The following is a 20184-nucleotide window of genomic DNA, read 5'->3' on the forward strand; positions in this document are numbered from 1 at the left end:
GTTTTTTTAAACGAAAAAGCGTACCCTCTTTACAAGAATGAATGAGTAAAGGATAATAGAAAGAAAACTTGTCGAATGAGTAAGGTGATTCCATGACGATTGATCAGGTGCTCGAAAAAGCAAGCGCCTATTTGCAGCCAGATGATGTTGAATTCTTAACAAAAGCTTATACGTTCGCTGAAGAAGCACATAGTGGGCAGTATCGTAAGTCTGGCGAGCCCTACATCCTACATCCAGTTCAAGTGGCAGGTATTATTGTAGGGTTAGAGCTTGATCCGAATACGATTGCAGCGGCGTTTTTACATGACGTTGTTGAAGATACAGATGCAACAGTGGAAGATTTGCAACAACATTTTAATAAAGAAGTAGCCATGCTTGTTGATGGCGTGACGAAGCTAAAGAAGTTTAAGTACAAATCAAAAGAAGAGCAGCAAGCTGAAAATCACCGTAAAATGCTAATGGCGATGGCAAAAGATATTCGTGTGCTGCTTATTAAGCTTGCCGATCGTCTACACAATATGCGTACACTCAAATTTATGCCGCCACATAAACAACGAGTTACGTCTAACGAGACATTGGAAATTTTTGCTCCATTAGCGCATCGCTTAGGGATTTCTACTATTAAGTGGGAGCTGGAAGATACAGCTTTACGTTATTTAGATCCTCAGCAGTATTATCGGATTGTAAATCTGATGAAGCGTAAGCGGGCAGAGCGAGAGGATTACCTTTCTGATGTCATAGATACAATTAATGAACAGCTTGAAGATGTTCACGTGACAGCAGAACTATCTGGTCGACCTAAACACATTTACAGCATTTATCGGAAAATGGTCATTCAAAAAAAACAATTTAACGAAATATATGATTTGCTAGCAGTTCGTATTATCGTCAAAAATATAAAAGACTGTTACGCAGTATTAGGCGTTATTCATACGTGCTGGCGTCCAATGCCAGGTCGATTCAAAGATTACATTGCGATGCCGAAAGCGAATATGTACCAATCGCTCCATACAACGGTTGTAGGACCGAACGGTGATCCTCTTGAAGTTCAAATTCGGACAGAAGATATGCACCGTGTTGCGGAATACGGTGTTGCGGCGCATTGGGCTTATAAAGAAGGAAAAACTTTATCAAGCAAACGGTATTCGTTTGAAGACAAGCTTAGCTGGCTGAGAGATGTGATTGAATCACAAACGGATACAAACGATGCACAGGAATTCATGGAATCCATGAAAATGGACCTCTTCTCTGACATGGTGTTTGTCTTCACGCCAAAAGGAGACGTTATTGAGCTCCCAAGAGGTTCAGTGCCGCTTGATTTTGCGTATCGCATTCACAGTGAAATTGGAAACCGTTGTATCGGCGCAAAAGTAAATAGCAAAATGGTTCCCCTTGATCATGAGTTAAAAACAGGCGACATCGTTGAAGTGATGACGTCTAAACACTCATATGGACCTAGTCAAGATTGGTTAAAATTAACCAAATCGTCTCATGCGAAAAACAAAATCAAGCAATGGTTTAAGAAAGAAAAAAGAGAAGAAAACGTGGCAAAAGGAAAAGAATTAATTGAGAAAGAAATTAAAGCTCTTGATTTTGACCCGAAAGAAATTCTTACTCAAGAAAATTTACTTGAAGCAACGACGAAGTTCAGTTTTGCAGGCGATGAGGATATGTATGCGGCAATCGGCTATGGAGGCATTAGTCCAAAGCAAATTGTGAACCGAATGACGGAGAAGCAGCGTAAAGCAAAAGAACAAGAACAAGACAACCAATCATTAGATGAAGCGTTACATGATATTCAATCATTTACGACTAAGAAAAAATCGAATTCAATTGGCGTTCATGTAAAAGGCGTTGACAATTTGCTTATTCGCCTTGCTAGATGCTGTACGCCTGTACCTGGTGATGATATAGTCGGCTATATTACAAAAGGTCGAGGTGTTTCCATTCACCGATCGGATTGCCCGAATGTTGTGAGTGAAGAACAATCGAGTTCACGATTACTAGATGTTGAGTGGGAAGGGAATCGCCATTCGTCTAAATCGTACAATGTTGATATTGAAATTACGGCATTTGACCGAAATGGTTTCTTAAACGAAGTATTACACACAATGACAGAAACGCGTACACAAATTAATTCTGTTTCTGGACGATCAGATCATAAGCATAAAATTGCAACAGTTGAAATGAGTATTTCCATTACAGATAAGCAACATCTACAAAAGATTGTTGATCGAATTAAACAATTAAAAGATATTTATTCGGTTCGAAGAGTAACGCATTAATAAAGCAGAGGTGGATTAGGCATGCGAATTGTTTTACAGCGCGTCAAACATGCCTCCGTAAGTGTGGAAGAAGCCGTGGTCGGCTCCATTGATCACGGTCTTCTTTTGCTTGTAGGCGTGACTCATGAAGATGAAGAAAAGGATGTTCGTTATTGTGTTGATAAGATCGCTAATTTAAGGATTTTTAGTGATAACGAAGGGAAAATGAATCTGTCTGTTCGGGATATAGGCGGTGCGATTTTATCAATATCCCAATTTACTTTATACGGGGAAACAAAAAAAGGTCGTCGTCCTAACTTTATGGCAGCGGCAAAGCCTGATCATGCTCAAACGATTTATGAGGCGCTTAATGATCAATTGCGCGACGTAGGCTTACGAGTAGAAACAGGCCGTTTTGGAGAGCATATGGATGTTAGCTTACTCAACGATGGGCCTGTGACAATTATTTTAGAAAGCAAAGAGACATCATAGGTGATAAGAAGACCTCGCATAAGTTGCGAGGTTTTTTGTTGGTTTAAAACCTTGAATGAAAACGGTTTATTTTTTAGTTGACTTTCAAGTGAATTTCGGTAAAATAAAAAGTGTACGATATGAAATCGATTTCACAAAAAGGGCGTTTTTATTATGTCAACGATTAAAGACGTGGCGACAAAAGCAGGTGTATCCAGGTCAACTGTGTCAAGAGTGTTAAATAATCATCCTTATGTTGACGAAAAGAAGCGTAAAGCAGTCCAAGATGCAATTAAAGAACTGGGTTATACGCCTAATTCCTCTGCACAACGATTGCGAGGGACGGAGACAAAGACTATTGCCGTACTTGTTTCCCGCATTGTAAACCCGTTTTTTAGTGCCGTAGTAGATGCGATGGATGAAGTGGCAACGATGCACTCGTATCGAATGATTCTCTGTAACACACGGGGGAGAGCTGACCAAGAACTTCATTTTCTTGAACTACTTCGTACAAAGCAAGTGGATGGTGTTATCTTAGCTTCTGTTGTAAATGAATGGGAGACGATTTATCCGTATTTACAATATGGGCCCATTGTTTTATGTAATGAATATCCAAGAGGTTTACATGGGGCGCCAGTTATAACGATTGATCAAAAAAAGGCGATGACCACCATAACGAAACATTTGCTTCACAAAGGCTACCATTCAATTGCATACTGCAATGTGTATGACGTGAATCACTTACCAGAAGGGGTGCGCTCGCCTTTAGCAGAAGATCGGTATGAAGGGTTTGTTCAAGCGATGGAGATGGAAGGAAAAGTCGTTCATTCGAGCTGGCGATTTTCAGGTCATTCTGTTGATGATGGTCGAAACATTCTTCGCACAATATTGGGTTTAACAAACCGACCAGATGCCATCATTACCGGCAGTGATGAAATTGCTGCTGGGATTATCGCGGAAGCTAAAATAAAAAATGTGCGTATTCCAGAAGATCTAGCGGTTGTAGGCTTTGATAACCAGCCGACTGCGACATTGTTAGAACCGCAATTAACAACCATTCATCAGCCTACTTTTGAAATGGGAAAACAAACAATGGAAATGCTGTTGGCGTTACTAGCAAATCAAATCGAACAATTTGAGCCTGTGACTTTTTTAGAGGCACCAATACAAATCCGACATTCAACATAATGAAAAGGGGTTAAATTGATGACAAACGTTACAATTTGGAATGAATATCGTCATGAACAACGAAGTGAGAAGGTAGCGAGTGTGTATCCTGAAGGCATCCATGGAGCGATTGCATCGTTTTTAAACGAGGAGCATACCGTTAAAACAGCTACTTTAGATGAAGAAGAACATGGACTAACGGAAGCGGTTTTGAATAAAACAGATGTCTTAATTTGGTGGGGACATATTGCACACAATGAAGTAAAAGATGAGATTGTAACCCGGGTTCAAAAACGAGTTTTAGAAGGAATGGGGTTAATTATTCTTCATTCAGGTCACTTCTCAAAGATTTTTAAAACATTAATGGGGACGAGCTGTGATTTAAAATGGCGTGAAGCAGATGAGAAAGAGAGGCTGTGGGTTGTGAGTCCAAGCCACCCGATTGCTGATGGCATTGATGAGTACTTTGAGTTAGAAAAAGAAGAAATGTATGGAGAGCACTTTGATATTCCTAATCCTGATGAAATCGTCTTTATGAGCTGGTTTCAAGGAGGAGAAGTTTTTAGAAGTGGCTGCACATTCCACCGAGGGAATGGGAAAATTTTCTATTTCAGACCGGGGCACGAAACGTTTCCAACATACAAAGATAAAAACGTGCAAACAGTGATTAAAAATGCAGTTAAATGGGCTACACCAACGAAAAGAGCCTATCCTACTTACGGAAATGCCCGGCCATTAGAACCTGTACCAGGGCAGTCGGAGTGATCAGATGAAAATTGGGATTATAGGTGTAGGTGGGATTGCGACAAATCGTCACATTCCAGCTTTGCAGACAATAGAAGACGTTGAAGTTTATGGTGTTTATGATGTTAATCAAGAGAGAGCGACTGAAGTAGCAGCCTCATTTGCCATCCCATTTATTGCTAATTCAGAAAGCGAGCTTTTTGCTCAAGTCGATGCGGTGGTGATTTGTACTCCAAATAAATTTCATCATCAATCTGTTATTCATGCGCTTCAAGCTGGTAAACATGTCTTTTGTGAGAAACCTATGGCCATTACAAGTGCTGAAGCAGTTGAAATGGATAAAGTAGCAAGTGAAACAAACAATGTATTACAAATTGGCTACCACTATCGATTTAAAAAAGAAGCACTCGCTGCAAAGAAGTTTATTCAAGCCGGAGAGATTGGTGATCCTCTTGTCATACGAGTCGAGGGCATGAGGCGTCGAAAAGTGCCGGGCTGGGGCGTGTTTATTAATAAAGACCTTCAAGGCGGTGGTTGTTTAATGGATTATGGGTGTCACCTTTTAGATTTGGCGTTATGGCTCGTCGACTATCCAGAAATTGAAAGTGTAAATGGACAAACGTATGAGCTTGTCAGTCGACATGAAGATCAAGTAAATGAGTGGGGCGCTTATGACGCAACGAAAATTGATGTAGAGGATCACGCTACAGCATACATTGCATTTAAAAATGGTGCCACCATGCTATTCGAAACATCATGGGCAGCGAATGTACCTAGCGATAAAGAAACCATTAGTATCTCTGGAACTACAGGCGGGATTAATGTATTTCCTTTAGCAATTAATAAAGCGTCTTCAGGCATGATGTCGACGATGAACGCCGATTGGATTGCTGGAGAGAGCAATGAGGGAATCGCTCAAGCTCGTAATTTTGTTCATGCTTGTCTTGGGCGTGAAGAGTCACTTGTCAAACCGTATGAAGCACAGCAAGTTACGTCGATCATTGAACAAATTTATGATGCTAGTAAGAATTAGTTCTTTTTTTCGAAATTTGGGGTTTTAAAACGTTAGGCAATGGCTATCCTATAGAGAAGTCATTATTAGGAGCGGTTGCCAATGCGTGTCCATGGAAAGCAAGAAGTGCGAAAAGCCATTCAGGACTCAATGGATCGAATCCAACAGCATGAAGCCATTACTGCTTATGCTCGGTTAGAATGCGGCGTAACACCAAATGAAATTATTTTTATGAAGAAAGCTCTGATGAGAAATTAGCTATTGACGAGCGTGCTATCATTTCGTATAGTTATAAGCAACTAATTAAAAACGGCAAAATGAACCATTGACGAGGAATAGTAATAGCGGATTCTAGATGCTTAGAGAGAGTTGCCTTAGGCTGGGAGTAGCTCCATCTACCGATATGAATGAACACCTTTGAGGATTTTTCCCTGAAACACTAGTAGGGGAAAACGTAGCTGGCGTTAACAGATTAAGAGGAGACGCAGTCTCAAATTTGGGTGGCACCACGGGTTCAACTCTCGTCCCAGATGAGTAATCATCTGGGATGAGAGTTTTTTTGTTTTTTAAAAAGGAGAGAAATCATATGTCTATTCGTTTGCCAAGAGGAACGCAAGATATCTTACCTGAAGATGCTGTCGTTTGGCAACTTATTGAAAAAACAGCTAAAGAAGTATGCCAAGCGTATCATTTTGAAGAAATTCGTACGCCAATATTTGAGCATACAGAAGTATTTACCCGTGGAGTAGGGGATACAACGGATATTGTTCAAAAAGAAATGTACACGTTTAAGGATCGCGGTGATCGAAGCTTAACGCTTCGCCCAGAAGGAACGGCATCTGTTGTACGCTCCTATGTAGAGAACAAGTTATATGGAGAAGCGAATGCCCTAACAAAACTATACTATACAGGGCCAATGTTCCGTTACGAACGGCCACAAGCAGGAAGAATGCGTCAATTCGTACAGTTTGGGGTTGAAGCATTAGGTAGTGCAAACCCGCATTTAGATGCAGAAGTATTAGCATTACTGATTGAAATTTGCAATCGACTCGGCTTAGTCAATTTAAAGCTTGTCATTAATTCATTAGGTGATAAAGAAAGTCGTGACGCTCATCGTCAAGCACTTATTAATCATTTTGAACCGTCGATTGAGGAGTTTTGTTCAGACTGTCAAACACGTTTAACGAAAAATCCATTACGTATTCTCGATTGTAAGAAAGACAGAGAGCATCCGCTAATGAAAACAGCGCCTGCTATCTTAGACTTTTTAAATGATGAATCACGTCAATACTTTGAAAACGTAAAACAAACGTTAGACCAGCTCGGCATTGCTTATGAAGTAGATGCTACCCTTGTTAGAGGATTAGATTATTACAATCATACTGCGTTTGAATTAATGAGCACAGCGCCTGGATTCGGTGCTATTACAACTTTGTGCGGAGGTGGGCGTTACAATGGTCTTGTACAAGAATTCGGTGGACCAGAAACACCTGGTATTGGATTTGCATTCAGCATCGAACGGTTTATTCTTGCGATGAAAGCAGAAGGTGTTACTTTACCTGAACGTCCAAAGCTAGACGCGTATATTGTTGCTTTAGGTGATGAAGCAAATCAACGAGCGGCTGTCTTATTAAATGATTTAAGAAAACAAGGCTTTCGGGCAGATAAAGACTACATGGCAAAAAAAATGAAAGCACAGTTTAAAGCTGCAGACCGAAATGGAGCGACGTGCACAATTATTATTGGAGAAGATGAACTAGCGAATGAACAAGCCGTTATTCGTCACATGGTTTCTGGCGAACAAAAGACAGTTGCTTATCAATCAATTGTAACGGAATTAGGGGAAAGTATTAAAGGGGGATCAGAATCGTGAGTAAACGAACACATCATTGTGGAGAAATAACAAAGCAGCAGGCTGGTGAAGAAGTAAAGCTTGTTGGTTGGGTACAGCGTAGAAGAGATTTAGGGCAGGTTATTTTCTTAGACATACGAGATCGTTCTGGTCTTGTTCAAGTAGTTTGTAGTCCTGATATTAATGAGCAAGCATTACAACAGGCTGATCGTGTTCGGAATGAATATATGATTTCTATTAAAGGAATCGTCGTTGAACGAAATGAAAAAGCTGTTAATGCGAAAATTGCAACCGGCGAAATTGAAATCCATGTTCATGAATGTGAATTATTAAACGCTTCTAAACCACTTCCGTTTCAAATTGAAGCAAATACAGATGCCTCTGAAGATGTGCGCTTAAAATACCGTTATTTAGATTTACGTCGTCCTGATATGCAGGAGGCGTTTAAACTCAGACATCGAATTACAAAAACAGTGCGTGATTTTCTTGATAGCGACGGCTTCTTAGAAATTGAAACGCCGATGTTGACGAAGAGTACACCAGAAGGTGCGAGAGACTATTTAGTTCCGAGTCGTGTTCATCACGGTGAATTTTATGCACTACCACAATCACCACAAATCTTTAAACAACTCTTAATGGTGTCTGGTTTTGAAAAGTATTTCCAAATTGTTCGCTGTTTTAGAGATGAAGATCTACGTGCTGATCGTCAACCTGAATTCACGCAAATCGACATTGAAGCAAGCTTCCTAGAAACAGAGGATGTTCTCGCAATGACAGAGAAGCTTATGAAGAAGTTAATGCTTGATACCCATGGTTTAGAATTAGAAGGTTCTTTTGAACGAATGACATATGACGATGCAATGAATCGTTATGGATCAGATAAACCAGATACTCGCTTTGATATGGAGCTTGTTGACCTTACAACGGTCCTTCAAGATACTGAGTTTAAAGTGTTTAAACAAGCGATAGAATCAAAAGGAATTATAAAAGGTTTAAACCTTGTTGGAGGGGCAAGCAAGCTATCTCGTAAAGAAATAGATGCTTTAACAGACTTCGTTAAGCCATACGGAGCAAAAGGTCTTGCTTGGTTAAAGGTAGAAGAAGATGGCCTTAAAGGACCGATTGCAAAGTTCTTTAACAGTGAGCAGTCTGAAGCATTGCTCGAGCACATGCAAGCCACTCCAGGTGACTTGTTGTTCTTCGGAGCAGACAAAAAGCAAGTTGTCTTTGATTCTCTCGGTGCACTTCGGTTGAAATTTGGAAAGGAATTCGATCTTATCGATTCGTCTAAATTTAATTTTCTTTGGGTTGTTGATTTTCCGCTTGTTGAATATGATGAGCAAGCAAGACGATATGTTGCTTTACACCATCCTTTCACTAGACCAAAGAAAGAAGATTTACATTTACTCCAATCAAATCCAGATGATGTACGGGCAGAAGCATATGATCTCGTACTAAATGGTTATGAATTAGGTGGAGGTTCACAGCGTATTTATGAGCGTGATCTTCAAGAAAAGATGTTTGAAACCCTTGGCTTTACAAAAGAACAAGCGAATGAAGAATTTGGCTTTTTGCTCGAAGCATTTGAATACGGTACGCCTCCTCACGGTGGTATCGCACTAGGATTAGACCGTATCGTCATGTTACTAGCTCAAAAGACGAACTTAAGAGAGGTTATTGCGTTTCCGAAAACAGCGAGTGCAAGTGACTTAATGACTAGTGCGCCAGGTGCTGTTAGTTTAGAACAATTAATCGATTTAAATCTTTCTGTTTTAGGGAAGCGTGGTTGACAGACGCAACCCTTCCATCTATAATGACGGATAATATCATATAGAATTCTTGTTTATATCTTATCGAGAGTGGTGGAGGGAACTGACCCGACGAAGCCCGGCAACCAACCTTGTGTGAGGTTAAGGTGCTACATTCAGCAGACTTTGTTCTGAAAGATAAGTGGAGGCGAAAAGCTCCTTTTCTTATCTAAGAAAAGGAGCTTTTGTATTAGAGAGAAAGGGTGTTGGAGATGAAGATAGGCTTAATAGGGTATGGAACAGTAGGAAGTGGTGTGTATGAAAGGTTAATTGGCTCAAGAGAGCAAATTGAATCGATTATCGGAGAAAAATTCGAAATCGTTCGCATTCTAGTTAAAAATGTAGAGAAGTATAAGGACGTCAACTCGACATTATTCACTTCATCATGGGATACATTTTTTAATACAGATAAATACGACATTGTGTTTGAAGCGATTAATGGCACGGAACTGACGAAAACGTATACGAAGGCTCTTTTGAAACAAGGAACATCTGTTATATCCGCAAATAAAAAGCTCGTCGCATTACATGGTGAAGAATTAGAGCAATTGGCTTTTGAAAATCAAGCTTATTATGGCTGGGATGCAGCTGTATGTGGGGCTATACCTATTGTGAATGTTTTCAAAAGTGTGTTATTGACAACAAATATACAATCGATTGCCGGTATTCTGAATGGGACGAGTAACTATATTTTAACGAAAATGAGCGAGGGTAGCACATATGAAGCTGCACTTGGAGAAGCGCAAAAATTAGGGTATGCAGAAGAAGACCCAACATCTGATGTTGAGGGTTGGGATGCTGTATACAAGCTTTGTTTACTAGCTCGACAATGTTATGATCAGTGGGTTTGTCCCGAGGATATTGAACGGGTAGGCATAAGTCATATTGATCAATGGCATATTCAAGCGGCAAAAGAATTGAATTTATCGTTTAAATTAATTGCTAAATTAGAATCTGATGTGACGTCTTTAAAAGGTTTTGTTAAACCGGCTTTAATTGATCAAGAACACTCGTTAGCACCAATTCGTGGCGTTTTAAATGCGGTAACACTTGAAGGTAAGGATATGGAACGTCTTATTTTTGCGGGACCAGGAGCAGGAAAAGAAACAACAGCAAATAGTGTTGTTGAAGATTTTGTTTTCCACGAACAGCAAAAGCATGTCCTACCTAGATTTACAAATCGCTTAACGAAGCTTGAAGAGGGAATTGCTGACAATGTAACGACACAGGAAGTGTGGTTTTGTAAAGGAAATCATGAAAGTAAAATCCAACCGTATTTAGACAAAACGACGGTCTGGAGAGAGCATGAAGTAAAAGGAGGGAAAGTCTTTATTGTGACTCCACTCCCATTTTCAACGCCATTTCATACATTTCCACTTTTAACAGAAATGGAACAGTTAAAAGAAACGGTTCAAAGTGAATCATAATCGATATTTGGTTTCTGGGACTAGTTTTTTAAATTCTTGAATGAATTGTTCTGGTGACGTTTTGATTTTATACGTGGAGACACCTCGACTTGTATGTAGATACAAAAAGCCAAGCGATTCAGGTGAATCACTAGGGAAGCGATAAGAGATATCAAATACACTGTCAAGTGGAAAACGGTCCGATTCTGTTTCAATACGATCGCTGAACAAGCTTAACTCAAAGGAACTTTCGACGATTCTTTTTTCAAGCAGACCGATTTCTTGTGTGACTTCGATACAACGTTGCTTTACAATTGCGCTCATAGACGTAGCCCCCTTTTAAAGAAGAATGTACCATATTTTTTGTGAAAACTCACATAATATGCGATAGTTTCATTCTCTTTCAAACGGGGTACATACAAATAGAAACTCTTCGTATGTGTCTTTAGTCACAATTTTTCGAAAACAGTTGCGTAAAGTCGATTAAATTGCTATGATAACGTTAATCAAATGATTCCTGAAATGTTCGTACGGGTTTTATTCTTTGAGCCAACACCTTAAAAAAGGGAGCTCGTAGTTATGGCTTTGCTTACATGCCTCGGAAGCTGAGGACGTAAAAGAAGTGGTACAGAGCACCCACCTGCCTGGCAGGTTCAAAGCATTAACTACCTACGGCATGATCGGGATCACGAAAAAAGCATTTCCGCTTAGGGAATGCTTTTTTATATGTGCTTTTTTATAAGAATATGATAAAATCACAACAGCATAAGGGAAACGTAAAGGAGTTTGATGAACGTGTTACACCAGTTTTCAAGAAATGAACTGGCCATTGGCCATGATGGGTTAGATCGATTAAAAGGAAGTACAGTTGCGGTGCTTGGGATTGGTGGGGTAGGCTCGTTTTCAGCTGAAGCTCTAGCTCGTTCAGGCGTTGGTAAAATTGTACTCGTTGATAAAGATGATGTTGATATAACAAACGTTAATCGACAAATTCATGCTTTATTGTCAACAGTTGGTCAACCAAAGGTGGATTTAATGGCTAAGCGAATTCAAGACATTAATCCAGATTGTGAGGTCATTGCTTTAAAAATGTTCTACACAGAAGAGACATATGAAGATTTCTTTTCTCACGGTTTAGACTATGTCATTGATGCCAGTGATACGATTTCTTATAAAATTCATTTAATAAAAGAATGTCGGAAGCGTAAGATCCCGTTCATTTCAAGTATGGGTGTTGCTAACAAACTTGATCCAACTCGACTACGTATTGAAGATATTTCAAAAACGAGTTATGATCCTATTGCCAAAGTGATTCGCACACGTCTTCGAAAAGAGGGTATTAAAAAAGGGGTAGCAGTTGTATTTTCAGATGAAAAACCCATTCAGATTCGCGAAGATATCCGTCAAGAAATTGTGCCAGAAAGTGCCGAGCAAGGGACTATTCGTAAAGCAAAGCTTCCTCCGTCTTCGAATGCTTTCGTGCCATCTGTGTCAGGATTAATTATGGCTGGACATGTTATTACAAACTTGTTAGAGGGAATAACCATTAACCGACAAAACTAACAAACAAAAAAAGCCTTAGCAAGGCTTTTTTTGTTTAATCGATTTTTTCAAGATTTCCGTTCGTCTCCATTCGAAACGCGACTTGATCATCTAAATCTTCCTCTAAAATAGCCATTCTTCTTGCACGATTCATAATGGAGATAAGTGATTGATAATCTTCTTCAATCATGCTGTGCTCTTGCTTATTTCTCGATAATTGCTTTTCTAATTCTCCGATATGCGCTTGTGCTGTTTGTAGTTTTTGACGTAACCTTTGGTTCTCTTCTTTTAATGAACTAGAAGCCCCTAGGTCAAATGTCTTTAATTGGGCAATAATTGATTCCATTGACGGTTCGTTTTCATTGAATTGCGTAGTTGGCTGTATAGATTCAAACGGTCTCGCTTCAAGCTTCTGATAGCTTGTTGAAAAAGGTGCGGCGATCATACGTTTACGCATCTTTCTTTCTCGTTTCGCTTCTTCAATTGTACGTAAGTGCTTTTGTCGTATAACGGCATTCCATCGGAATCCGCAAGCAGCTGATGTTCGATTTAACGCATCGCCTACTTCATCAAAAGCTTTTAATTGAGTGCTACCATCTTTTATATGGGAAAGTACTGTATCCGCTAATAATACGTCATCTTCGTGTGACCACGCATCTTGTCTTGTTTTCATTATCTCAACTCCTAGCAATTATGTCTTGCTATTACTTTAACCAGAGTTTTCTTTTTTTATACTAGGCTAGTAATAAAGGAGAGAGAAAAGAATTCTAGCAGATTCAAAAGTTGTTACTGCCGCTTTTCGTAAAGTGCAGCAAGCGCATGTTCAAATTTATTGTCGTGATTTGGCTCATAATAGTGGTGATTTTTAAAAGCATCCGGTAAATATTGTTGCTTTACCCAACCTCCGTCAAAGTCATGCGGATACTTATACTCAGTACCTCTACCTAAGTTTTTAGCACCTTGATAATGCGCGTCTTTTAAATGTAGCGGAATTGTTGCGTTTCCTCCTTCGCGAAGCGCCGCTATAGCAGCATCGATTCCTTTATAGGCACGATTACTTTTAGGTGATAGAGCCAGTTCAATCACAGCATTCGCCAATGGGATTCGTGCCTCGGGTAGACCGATACGTTCTGCCGCTTCAATCGCAGTTAATGTGCGTGAACCAGCTTGAGGGTTTGCCAGTCCGATATCTTCATATGCAATAACAAGAAGGCGGCGGTGAATACTAACTAAATCTCCTGCTTCTAATAATCGAGCAAGATAGTGTAAACTTGCATCAACATCGCTCCCGCGAATGGATTTTTGAAAAGCAGACAAAACATCATAGTGGCCATCACCGTCTTTGTCATGCTGAATGCTTTTCTTTTGGATACTTTGTTCTGCTGTTTCTAACGGAATAGATCGAATGCCATTTTCATCTTTTGGAGTCGAAAGAACCGCGAGTTCGAGAGCATTTAATCCAGCTCGTACATCACCACCGCAAGCAAGAGCTAAATGTGTAATCGCCTTAGCATCAATGTCAATTTTCTCATGACCAAGCCCATGTTCATTGTCAGTTAAAGCTCGGTGAAGTGCTTGTTCAATTTCAACTGGATTTAATTGTTCAAGCTCAAATATATGACAACGGCTTCGAATAGCAGGATTAATAGAGTGATAAGGATTGGCCGTTGTAGCACCAATTAGCAGTATTAAGCCACTTTCTAAATGTGGCAATAAAAAGTCTTGTTTCGCTTTATCGAGTCGATGAACTTCGTCTAATATGAGAATGATGGATCCATACATTTTTGCTTCAGCTACGACCGTTTCCATATCTTTTTTATTATGGACGGTGGCATTTAAAAGGCGATAATGATGGCCACTCGTACCAGCAATGGCACTCGCTATAGACGTTTTTCCAGTGCCGGGAGGACCATATAAGACCATTGATGAAAGTTGGTTTGCTTCCACCATGCGGCGTAATAATTTTCCTTCACCTAACAAGCGTTCTTGACCGATTACATCATCAATAGAAGTCGGCCTCATTCGAAAAGCAAGTGGTTTTTGTTTCATTCGTATCCTCCTGACTCACTCATTCTGTTTACAGTGTAGCTTATCTTTATTTTCGAGAGCAAATCGAAAAGCACTCAACCTATTAATCAGATAAGAAATCATGCTATAATATGATATGGAGAAATAATGTGAGCGAATACGTGAACGAATTGGATAGGAAACGATTTAAAGGAGCTACTCATTATGAAAATATCGACAAAAGGTCGCTACGGATTGACAATTATGATGGCACTAGCAAAAAAAGAAGGGGAAGGTCCCATTTCATTAAAGTCAATTGCACAAGAATACAATCTATCTGAACATTATTTAGAGCAACTAATTGCCCCGCTTCGAAATGCAACGCTGGTAAAAAGTGTGCGTGGTGCGTACGGCGGCTATAAGCTGGCAAAGCAGCCAGAAGAGATTACAGCTGGTGATATTATCCGTGTATTGGAAGGACCGATTAGCCCGGTGGAAGTGTTGGATGATGAAGAGCCGGCTAAACGCGATCTCTGGATTAAAATAAGAGATGCTGTTAAAGACGTGCTTGATACAACAACGCTCTCGGATTTAGCGAACTTTAAAGAAGATGGCGAGCAAGATTATTACATGTTTTACATTTAAAAAGGTGATGGAATGAACGAATACTATTTTGATCATGCTGCTACCTCATCGGTTCACCCACAAGTGATTGAGGCGATGATTCCATATTATACAGAAGTGTTCGGCAACCCATCGAGTAGTCATCGATTTGGGCGTCGAGCAAAACAAGCATTAACGGATGCTCGACATCGTTTAGCCACACATATTCATGCTAGTACGGATGAAATAATCTTTACAAGTGGTGGTACAGAGGCGAACAACCTTGCACTGCTTGGATACGCTCGAGCGAATCAAATGAAGGGAAAGCATTTGATTACATCTAAAATTGAGCATCATGCAGTATTACACACGATGAAGCAACTTGAAAGAGAAGGATTTACGATTACCTATGTTGACGTGGATACAACTGGAAGAGTATCAGCTAACGATATAGAAGCGGCATTAACAGAAGAGACCATCTTGGTATCTATTATGTATGGTAATAATGAGGTCGGAACAATACAACCAATAGAAGAAATTGGAGCCATTCTTAAATCTCACCAAGCCGTTTTTCACACAGATGCTGTTCAGGCTGCAGGATTAAAAACCCTTGATCGTCAGTTGTTAGGTGTTGATATGCTTTCACTTGCTAGTCATAAGGTGAACGGACCAAAAGGTGTAGGGTGTTTATATGTATCAAAAGCATTGACCCTTGATGCAACGACCTATGGTGGTGAACAAGAGCGGAAACGTCGTGCCGGCACAGAAAATGTACCGGGTATTGTTGGTTTTGCAAAAGCGATTGAGCTTGCAAAAGAGCAACAGGACGTCAATCAGCAAAAGTACAATACTTTCCAAGCCGCATTTATAGAAATAATGGATGCTCATGGTGTAGAGTATGTACTAAACGGATCGAAAACGCGTTTAGCCCACATTCTTAATGTGAGTTTTCGTGACGTTAAGACTGAAACATTACTAATGAAACTTGATCTAGCGGGCATTGTTGCATCTGGAGGTTCTGCTTGTACAGCTGGTACACTGGTTCCATCCCATGTTATAGAAGCGATGTATGGAAAAGGTAACCATAGAGTAGTGGAAGCGATTCGCTTTAGCTTTGGATTAACTAATGAAGAAAGCGAAACGATAGAAGCATTTAGTAAAATAGCTACAATTGTCAAGGCAGAACAAAGCCGAGATGATTTTATCGAATAGATTAAATAAGCGAGGGAAAATGTATGAAAAAACCAGAAGAGACTCGAGTTGTCGTCGGAATGTCTGGTGGCGTCGATTCTTCTGTTACAGCACTTGTATTAAAAGAGCAAGGCTATGACGTCATTGGGATCTTCATGAAAAACTGGGACGATACAAACGATTCAGGCTTTTGCTCTGCAACAGAAGATTATGAGGATGTGGAGCGTGTTGCTCAACAGCTTGATATTCCTTATTATGCGGTCAATTTTGAAAAAGAGTATTGGGACAAAGTATTTACGTACTTTTTAGATGAATACAAATCTGGGCGCACGCCAAATCCAGATGTTATGTGTAACAAAGAAATTAAATTTAAAGCATTTTTGAATCACGCAATCGCTCTTGGGGCTGATTATGTAGCAACAGGGCACTATGCGCAAATTGATTATAAAGATGGGGAGTATCAATTACTAAAAGGTGCTGATGCTAATAAAGATCAAACATACTTTTTGAATGCTTTAAGTCAGAAGCAATTATCTAAAGTAATGTTCCCGCTTGGTCATATGGCGAAAGCAGATGTACGAAAGAAAGCGGAAGAGGCTGGGCTAGCAACAGCGAAAAAGAAAGATAGTACAGGCATTTGTTTTATTGGCGAGCGAGATTTTAAAGAATTTTTACAAACGTTTATTCCTGCTCAACCTGGCGAAATGCAAACCGTTGATGGTGAAGTGAAGGGCGAGCATGATGGATTAATGTACTATACATTAGGACAAAGGCAGGGATTAGGAATAGGTGGTGCCGGTGAACCTTGGTTTGTTATTGATAAAGACTTAGAACGAAACGTATTAATCGTTGGACAAGGCTTTCATCATGAAGGGTTATACTCTTCTGGTTTAAAAGCAGTAGGAATGAACTGGATTATGAGTGAGCCAGATGCTGAATTTACATGTAAAGCAAAGTTTCGGTATCGTCAAGATGATCAATGGGTCACGGTTATTCCACGAGAAAACGAACAGGTTGATATTCTCTTCCATGAGAAACAACGTGCGATTACACCAGGACAGGCAGTCGTGTTATATGATCAAGAACGTTGCCTCGGTGGAGGAACAATTGATGAGGTTATAAGGGAAAACGTCTAAAGGCGTTTTCCTTTTTTCAAGGGGGTATGTATAAATGGATTTATCAACAGGAATTGCATTTATGAAGGAAGCGAACTATGAAGAGGCAGCAAAGGTGTTTACTGTCTATATTGAAGAAAACCCAAAAGCGCCAGAAGGCTATTTAAATATGGCGAACCTTTTACGTGTGCTTGGTGACCGAGAACGGGCCGTTGTCTTTAATGAGCGTGCAATTGAACTAGATAAGAACGCGGCCACCGCCTATTATAGCCTTGGTGTGCTTGCGTATGAAGACGAGCATTACCAAGAAGCGATAAAACATTTTCTTACAGCACAACAAAAAGGGTTAGCGGATGCTGACTTATTTTATATGCTTGGGATGTCCCATTATCAGTTAGGTTCCCTTGCTCATGCACAGGCTAATTTAAGTCGTGCACATGAATTGCAAGCAGACGATCTGGAGATTACATTTCAATATGGTCTCTGCCTTGCACAACAAAACCAGCTAGCAGAAGCAGAAGCGCTATTTATTGACGTAATAAAACAAGACTCAACTCATGCGGATGCCTATTACAACCTTGGTGTCATTCATTTGTCTTCAGAAAGAGTAGAAGAAGCACTAAAATGTTTTGACTTAGCTCTAACGAATCAAGAGGACCATTTACTTGCTGGAAATGCGAAACGTGTTGTAGAAGATGCACTGAACAAAGGGTGAGTGTCTGCTTATGGATGTTGAAGAAACAGGAAGATACATTAAAGGAAAAGTGACACACGTGCTATTCCGTAATGCTGAAAATGATTATACAGTTGCCACAGTTAAAATCGATAAAACGAATGAACAAATTGAAGCGAAGAAAACAACAATAGTTGGCCACCTTCCAGAGCTTGAGATTGACGAAACGTATTCGTTTTTTGGACAAGTTACAGAACATCCAAAGTTCGGTACACAATATAAAGTCGAGACATTTAAAAGAGAAATGCCCAAAACGAAAAATGGCATTATTAAATTCCTTTCAAGTGATCGTTTTCCTGGAATCGGGACAAAAACAGCCGAAACGATCGTCAATGAACTAGGTGAACGCGCCATCTCGCTTATTATTGAGGATCAGCATGTTCTTGAACGAGTACCAAAGTTGAAGAAAGAGCACGCAATGATGCTGCATCAACGACTATTAGAACATCAAGGGGCTGAACAAGTCATTATTCAGTTATCTCAATATGGCTTTGGGACAGAACTGTCAATGAATGTGTATCGTGCGTATAAACTTCAAGCACTAGATATTATTCGTACAAATCCATATTTATTAATAAAAGACGTAGAAGGTGTCGGTTTTCGACGCGCTGATCAGCTTGGGGCAGCCATTGGATTAACTGGAGACCATCCGGAACGAGTACGTGCGGGCATCTTATATTTAATTAATGAATTAAGTATTCAAGATGGGCACCTTTTTCTTTATACGGACTCGTTTGTTCAAGAGGTTGTGCTATTGTTACATACGCCAACTAAGCCTGTAAGTGGTGAGACCGTTCAACAAATCATCAAAGAAATGAATGAAGATGGTCTTGTTGTAACAGAGCATGACCGTATTTATATGAAATCCCTTTTTTATGCGGAGCGAGGAATCGCGCAAAATATTATGCGGATTAAATCCTATGAGCTTAAATCTGAATTTACGCAAGCAGATATGGAAAAAACCCTTGGTGAGCTGGAAGAAAATCATAATGTAACGTATTCTCCTTTACAAAAAGAAGCAATAGAAAAGGCACTTCATTCACCTATCATGCTGTTGACTGGAGGCCCAGGTACAGGGAAAACCACCGTTATAAAAGGAATTGTAGAATCTTATGCACGTTTACAAGGTGTGAATCTTGATGGGCAAGGAAATGGTGAAAAAGACAATCGGTCTTTGCCAATCAAGCTAGCTGCGCCTACGGGGCGTGCAGCGAAACGAATGGCTGAAGCAACCGAGCTAGCTGCTGGTACAATTCATAGCTTACTTGGCTGGAAAGGAAGCACTACAGGTTTTGATAAAGGAGATCACGATCAGCTCGAAGGTGAACTGTTAATTGTAGATGAAATGTCCATGGTTGATGCATGGGTGGCCAATCAGTTGTTTAAAGCGATTCCAAAAGGGATGCAAGTCATTCTTGTCGGTGATGAAAATCAATTACCATCTGTTGGTCCAGGACAAGTACTAAAAGATTTGCTTGATGCGAATGTTATTCCCACCGTCCAGTTAAGCGAAATTTATCGACAGGCCGAAGGTTCATCCATTATTGAGCTAGCTCATTCCATGAAAGATGGTCATTTGCCAACTGATCTTACCGCAAAAAAACCTGATTTACGCTTCTTCTCCTGTCACACCCATCAAGTGAAGCAAGCTGTTTGGCAAATATGTGAAAATGCACTAACAAAAGGCTATAGTCCCAGGGAAATTCAAGTATTAGCTCCGATCTATCGGGGTGGAGCAGGCATTATTGAGTTAAATACAATGTTGCAAACACTCTTTAATCCAGCTAAAGAAGGCCGGAGAGAACTACCTTTCGGTGATGTTATTTTTCGTAAAGGTGACATGGTGCTTCAACTTGTGAATAATGCAGAAGAAAACGTCTTTAATGGAGACAGAGGAGAAATTGTAGCTGTCCTTTATGCCAAAGAAACGACGGAGAAAAAAGACCAGCTCGTTGTATCATTCGATGGATTAGAAGTGACGTACGAGAAAAAAGACTTCACTCAATTAACCCATGCCTATTGTTCTTCTATTCATAAAGCTCAAGGGAGTGAATTTCCTATTGTCGTCATGCCGGTCGTTGGGAATTATCAACGCATGCTACGACGGAATTTGTTATACACGGGGATTACAAGAGCAAAGCAGTTCTTACTTTTATGCGGTGATATAAATACATTTGAACAAGCAATTCAAAAAAGTAATGACGGCAGGCAATCATTATTAAAAGACCGACTTCAAGAACGAATGATGTAGCTGGTAACCATCTCCGGG

The 20184-nt window shown here is 40.0% G+C and carries 18 protein-coding genes, 1 other RNA gene, 1 riboswitch and 1 other annotated feature; of the genes, 16 read left to right on the forward strand and 3 right to left on the reverse strand.

The features are described 5' to 3' along the window. Positions 1–92 precede the first annotated feature (92 nt). The 9 genes from FPV17_RS08110 to FPV17_RS08145 all read left to right on the forward strand — a co-directional run bounded on the left by FPV17_RS08110 (position 93) and on the right by FPV17_RS08145 (position 10745). Positions 93–2285, forward strand: coding sequence for a RelA/SpoT family protein (locus tag FPV17_RS08110; protein WP_144558705.1), 2193 nt, complete (start codon positions 93–95; stop codon positions 2283–2285). Positions 2286–2306: 21 nt separating this feature from the next. Next, entirely contained in the window at positions 2307–2756 is a 450-nt protein-coding gene (gene dtd / locus FPV17_RS08115; protein ID WP_035396074.1) for a D-aminoacyl-tRNA deacylase, read from the forward strand. 153 nt (positions 2757–2909) lie between these two features. After that, on the forward strand, positions 2910–3923 hold the full coding sequence (locus tag FPV17_RS08120) for a LacI family DNA-binding transcriptional regulator (protein ID WP_144558706.1): 1014 nt from the start codon (positions 2910–2912) through the stop codon (positions 3921–3923). A gap of 18 nt (positions 3924–3941) precedes the next feature. Next, on the forward strand, positions 3942–4667 hold the full coding sequence (locus tag FPV17_RS08125; RefSeq protein WP_060705974.1) for a ThuA domain-containing protein: 726 nt from the start codon (positions 3942–3944) through the stop codon (positions 4665–4667). A gap of 4 nt (positions 4668–4671) precedes the next feature. Then, complete coding sequence (locus tag FPV17_RS08130; RefSeq protein WP_144558707.1) at positions 4672–5679, forward strand: Gfo/Idh/MocA family protein; 1008 nt, start codon at positions 4672–4674, stop codon at positions 5677–5679. Positions 5680–5760: 81 nt separating this feature from the next. After that, positions 5761–5916 (forward strand): hypothetical protein, encoded by a 156-nt coding sequence (locus FPV17_RS21835; RefSeq protein WP_158332012.1) that lies wholly within the window; start codon positions 5761–5763, stop codon positions 5914–5916. Positions 5917–5974: 58 nt separating this feature from the next. Next, positions 5975–6190: a binding site (T-box leader), on the forward strand. Between the two features lie 54 nt (positions 6191–6244). Further along, positions 6245–7531: a histidine--tRNA ligase gene (hisS, locus tag FPV17_RS08135; protein WP_144558708.1), complete on the forward strand. Its 1287-nt coding sequence runs from the start codon at positions 6245–6247 to the stop codon at positions 7529–7531. Beyond that, positions 7528–9300 (forward strand): aspartate--tRNA ligase, encoded by a 1773-nt coding sequence (gene aspS, locus FPV17_RS08140; RefSeq protein ID WP_035396068.1) that lies wholly within the window; start codon positions 7528–7530, stop codon positions 9298–9300. Before hisS ends, aspS begins: the two co-directional genes overlap by 4 nt. Positions 9301–9357: 57 nt before the next feature. Further along, positions 9358–9463: riboswitch (SAM riboswitch) on the forward strand. Between the two features lie 67 nt (positions 9464–9530). After that, positions 9531–10745 (forward strand): homoserine dehydrogenase, encoded by a 1215-nt coding sequence (locus FPV17_RS08145; protein WP_144558709.1) that lies wholly within the window; start codon positions 9531–9533, stop codon positions 10743–10745. On the opposite strand, the gene FPV17_RS08150 is transcribed toward FPV17_RS08145, so the two are convergent. Further along, positions 10740–11048 carry a hypothetical protein gene (locus tag FPV17_RS08150; protein WP_035396067.1) on the reverse strand — a complete coding sequence of 103 codons (309 nt, stop codon included), beginning with the start codon at positions 11046–11048 and terminating at the stop codon, positions 10740–10742. The two genes, FPV17_RS08145 and FPV17_RS08150, sit on opposite strands and share 6 nt — an antisense overlap. A 187-nt stretch (positions 11049–11235) precedes the next feature. On the opposite strand from FPV17_RS08150, the gene ssrS reads away from it, so the two are divergent. Next, positions 11236–11414: non-coding RNA, 6S RNA (gene ssrS, locus FPV17_RS08155), on the forward strand. Between the two features lie 105 nt (positions 11415–11519). Further along, on the forward strand, positions 11520–12287 hold the full coding sequence (locus FPV17_RS08160) for a tRNA threonylcarbamoyladenosine dehydratase (RefSeq protein ID WP_035396065.1): 768 nt from the start codon (positions 11520–11522) through the stop codon (positions 12285–12287). Positions 12288–12321: 34 nt separating this feature from the next. Here FPV17_RS08160 and FPV17_RS08165 read toward each other — a convergent pair whose 3' ends face one another. Both FPV17_RS08165 and FPV17_RS08170 read right to left on the reverse strand, forming a co-directional pair. After that, positions 12322–12939 (reverse strand): RsfA family transcriptional regulator, encoded by a 618-nt coding sequence (locus FPV17_RS08165; protein ID WP_144558710.1) that lies wholly within the window; start codon positions 12937–12939, stop codon positions 12322–12324. Between the two features lie 113 nt (positions 12940–13052). After that, complete coding sequence (locus tag FPV17_RS08170; RefSeq protein ID WP_144558711.1) at positions 13053–14315, reverse strand: replication-associated recombination protein A; 1263 nt, start codon at positions 14313–14315, stop codon at positions 13053–13055. Between the two features lie 183 nt (positions 14316–14498). Here FPV17_RS08170 and cymR point away from each other — a divergent pair, with 183 nt between their 5' ends. From cymR to recD2, 5 genes are read left to right on the forward strand one after another with little or no spacing between them, the layout of a single operon-like run. After that, a complete protein-coding gene (gene cymR, locus FPV17_RS08175; RefSeq protein ID WP_035396059.1) occupies positions 14499–14918 on the forward strand; it encodes a cysteine metabolism transcriptional regulator CymR in 420 nt (139 codons plus the stop codon). Between the two features lie 12 nt (positions 14919–14930). Continuing rightward, positions 14931–16088 (forward strand): cysteine desulfurase family protein, encoded by a 1158-nt coding sequence (locus FPV17_RS08180; protein WP_035396056.1) that lies wholly within the window; start codon positions 14931–14933, stop codon positions 16086–16088. 23 nt (positions 16089–16111) lie between these two features. After that, complete coding sequence (gene mnmA / locus FPV17_RS08185; protein ID WP_144558712.1) at positions 16112–17203, forward strand: tRNA 2-thiouridine(34) synthase MnmA; 1092 nt, start codon at positions 16112–16114, stop codon at positions 17201–17203. Between the two features lie 34 nt (positions 17204–17237). After that, positions 17238–17897: a tetratricopeptide repeat protein gene (locus FPV17_RS08190; protein ID WP_144558713.1), complete on the forward strand. Its 660-nt coding sequence runs from the start codon at positions 17238–17240 to the stop codon at positions 17895–17897. A 10-nt stretch (positions 17898–17907) separates the two neighbouring features. Next, positions 17908–20166, forward strand: a complete 2259-nt coding sequence (gene recD2, locus FPV17_RS08195) for an SF1B family DNA helicase RecD2 (protein WP_035396053.1) — start codon at positions 17908–17910, stop codon at positions 20164–20166. The last annotated feature ends 18 nt before the right edge of the window (positions 20167–20184 follow it).

This window comes from Shouchella miscanthi, from assembly GCF_007725405.1.
Lineage (GTDB): Bacteria > Bacillota > Bacilli > Bacillales > Bacillaceae_D > Shouchella > Shouchella hunanensis.

What these genes read in the sequence shown, in the direction of transcription:
- FPV17_RS08110 (WP_144558705.1), top strand. Translation starts at nt 93, where the DNA reads ATGACGATTGATCAGGTGCTCGAAAAAGCAAGCGCCTATTTGCAGCCA.
- dtd (WP_035396074.1), top strand. Translation starts at nt 2,307, where the DNA reads ATGCGAATTGTTTTACAGCGCGTCAAACATGCCTCCGTAAGTGTGGAA.
- FPV17_RS08120 (WP_144558706.1), top strand. Translation starts at nt 2,910, where the DNA reads ATGTCAACGATTAAAGACGTGGCGACAAAAGCAGGTGTATCCAGGTCA.
- FPV17_RS08125 (WP_060705974.1), top strand. Translation starts at nt 3,942, where the DNA reads ATGACAAACGTTACAATTTGGAATGAATATCGTCATGAACAACGAAGT.
- FPV17_RS08130 (WP_144558707.1), top strand. Translation starts at nt 4,672, where the DNA reads ATGAAAATTGGGATTATAGGTGTAGGTGGGATTGCGACAAATCGTCAC.
- FPV17_RS21835 (WP_158332012.1), top strand. Translation starts at nt 5,761, where the DNA reads ATGCGTGTCCATGGAAAGCAAGAAGTGCGAAAAGCCATTCAGGACTCA.
- hisS (WP_144558708.1), top strand. Translation starts at nt 6,245, where the DNA reads ATGTCTATTCGTTTGCCAAGAGGAACGCAAGATATCTTACCTGAAGAT.
- FPV17_RS08145 (WP_144558709.1), top strand. Translation starts at nt 9,531, where the DNA reads ATGAAGATAGGCTTAATAGGGTATGGAACAGTAGGAAGTGGTGTGTAT.
- FPV17_RS08150 (WP_035396067.1), bottom strand. Translation starts at nt 11,048, where the DNA reads ATGAGCGCAATTGTAAAGCAACGTTGTATCGAAGTCACACAAGAAATC.
- FPV17_RS08165 (WP_144558710.1), bottom strand. Translation starts at nt 12,939, where the DNA reads ATGAAAACAAGACAAGATGCGTGGTCACACGAAGATGACGTATTATTA.
- FPV17_RS08170 (WP_144558711.1), bottom strand. Translation starts at nt 14,315, where the DNA reads ATGAAACAAAAACCACTTGCTTTTCGAATGAGGCCGACTTCTATTGAT.
- cymR (WP_035396059.1), top strand. Translation starts at nt 14,499, where the DNA reads ATGAAAATATCGACAAAAGGTCGCTACGGATTGACAATTATGATGGCA.
- FPV17_RS08180 (WP_035396056.1), top strand. Translation starts at nt 14,931, where the DNA reads ATGAACGAATACTATTTTGATCATGCTGCTACCTCATCGGTTCACCCA.
- mnmA (WP_144558712.1), top strand. Translation starts at nt 16,112, where the DNA reads ATGAAAAAACCAGAAGAGACTCGAGTTGTCGTCGGAATGTCTGGTGGC.
- FPV17_RS08190 (WP_144558713.1), top strand. Translation starts at nt 17,238, where the DNA reads ATGGATTTATCAACAGGAATTGCATTTATGAAGGAAGCGAACTATGAA.
- recD2 (WP_035396053.1), top strand. Translation starts at nt 17,908, where the DNA reads ATGGATGTTGAAGAAACAGGAAGATACATTAAAGGAAAAGTGACACAC.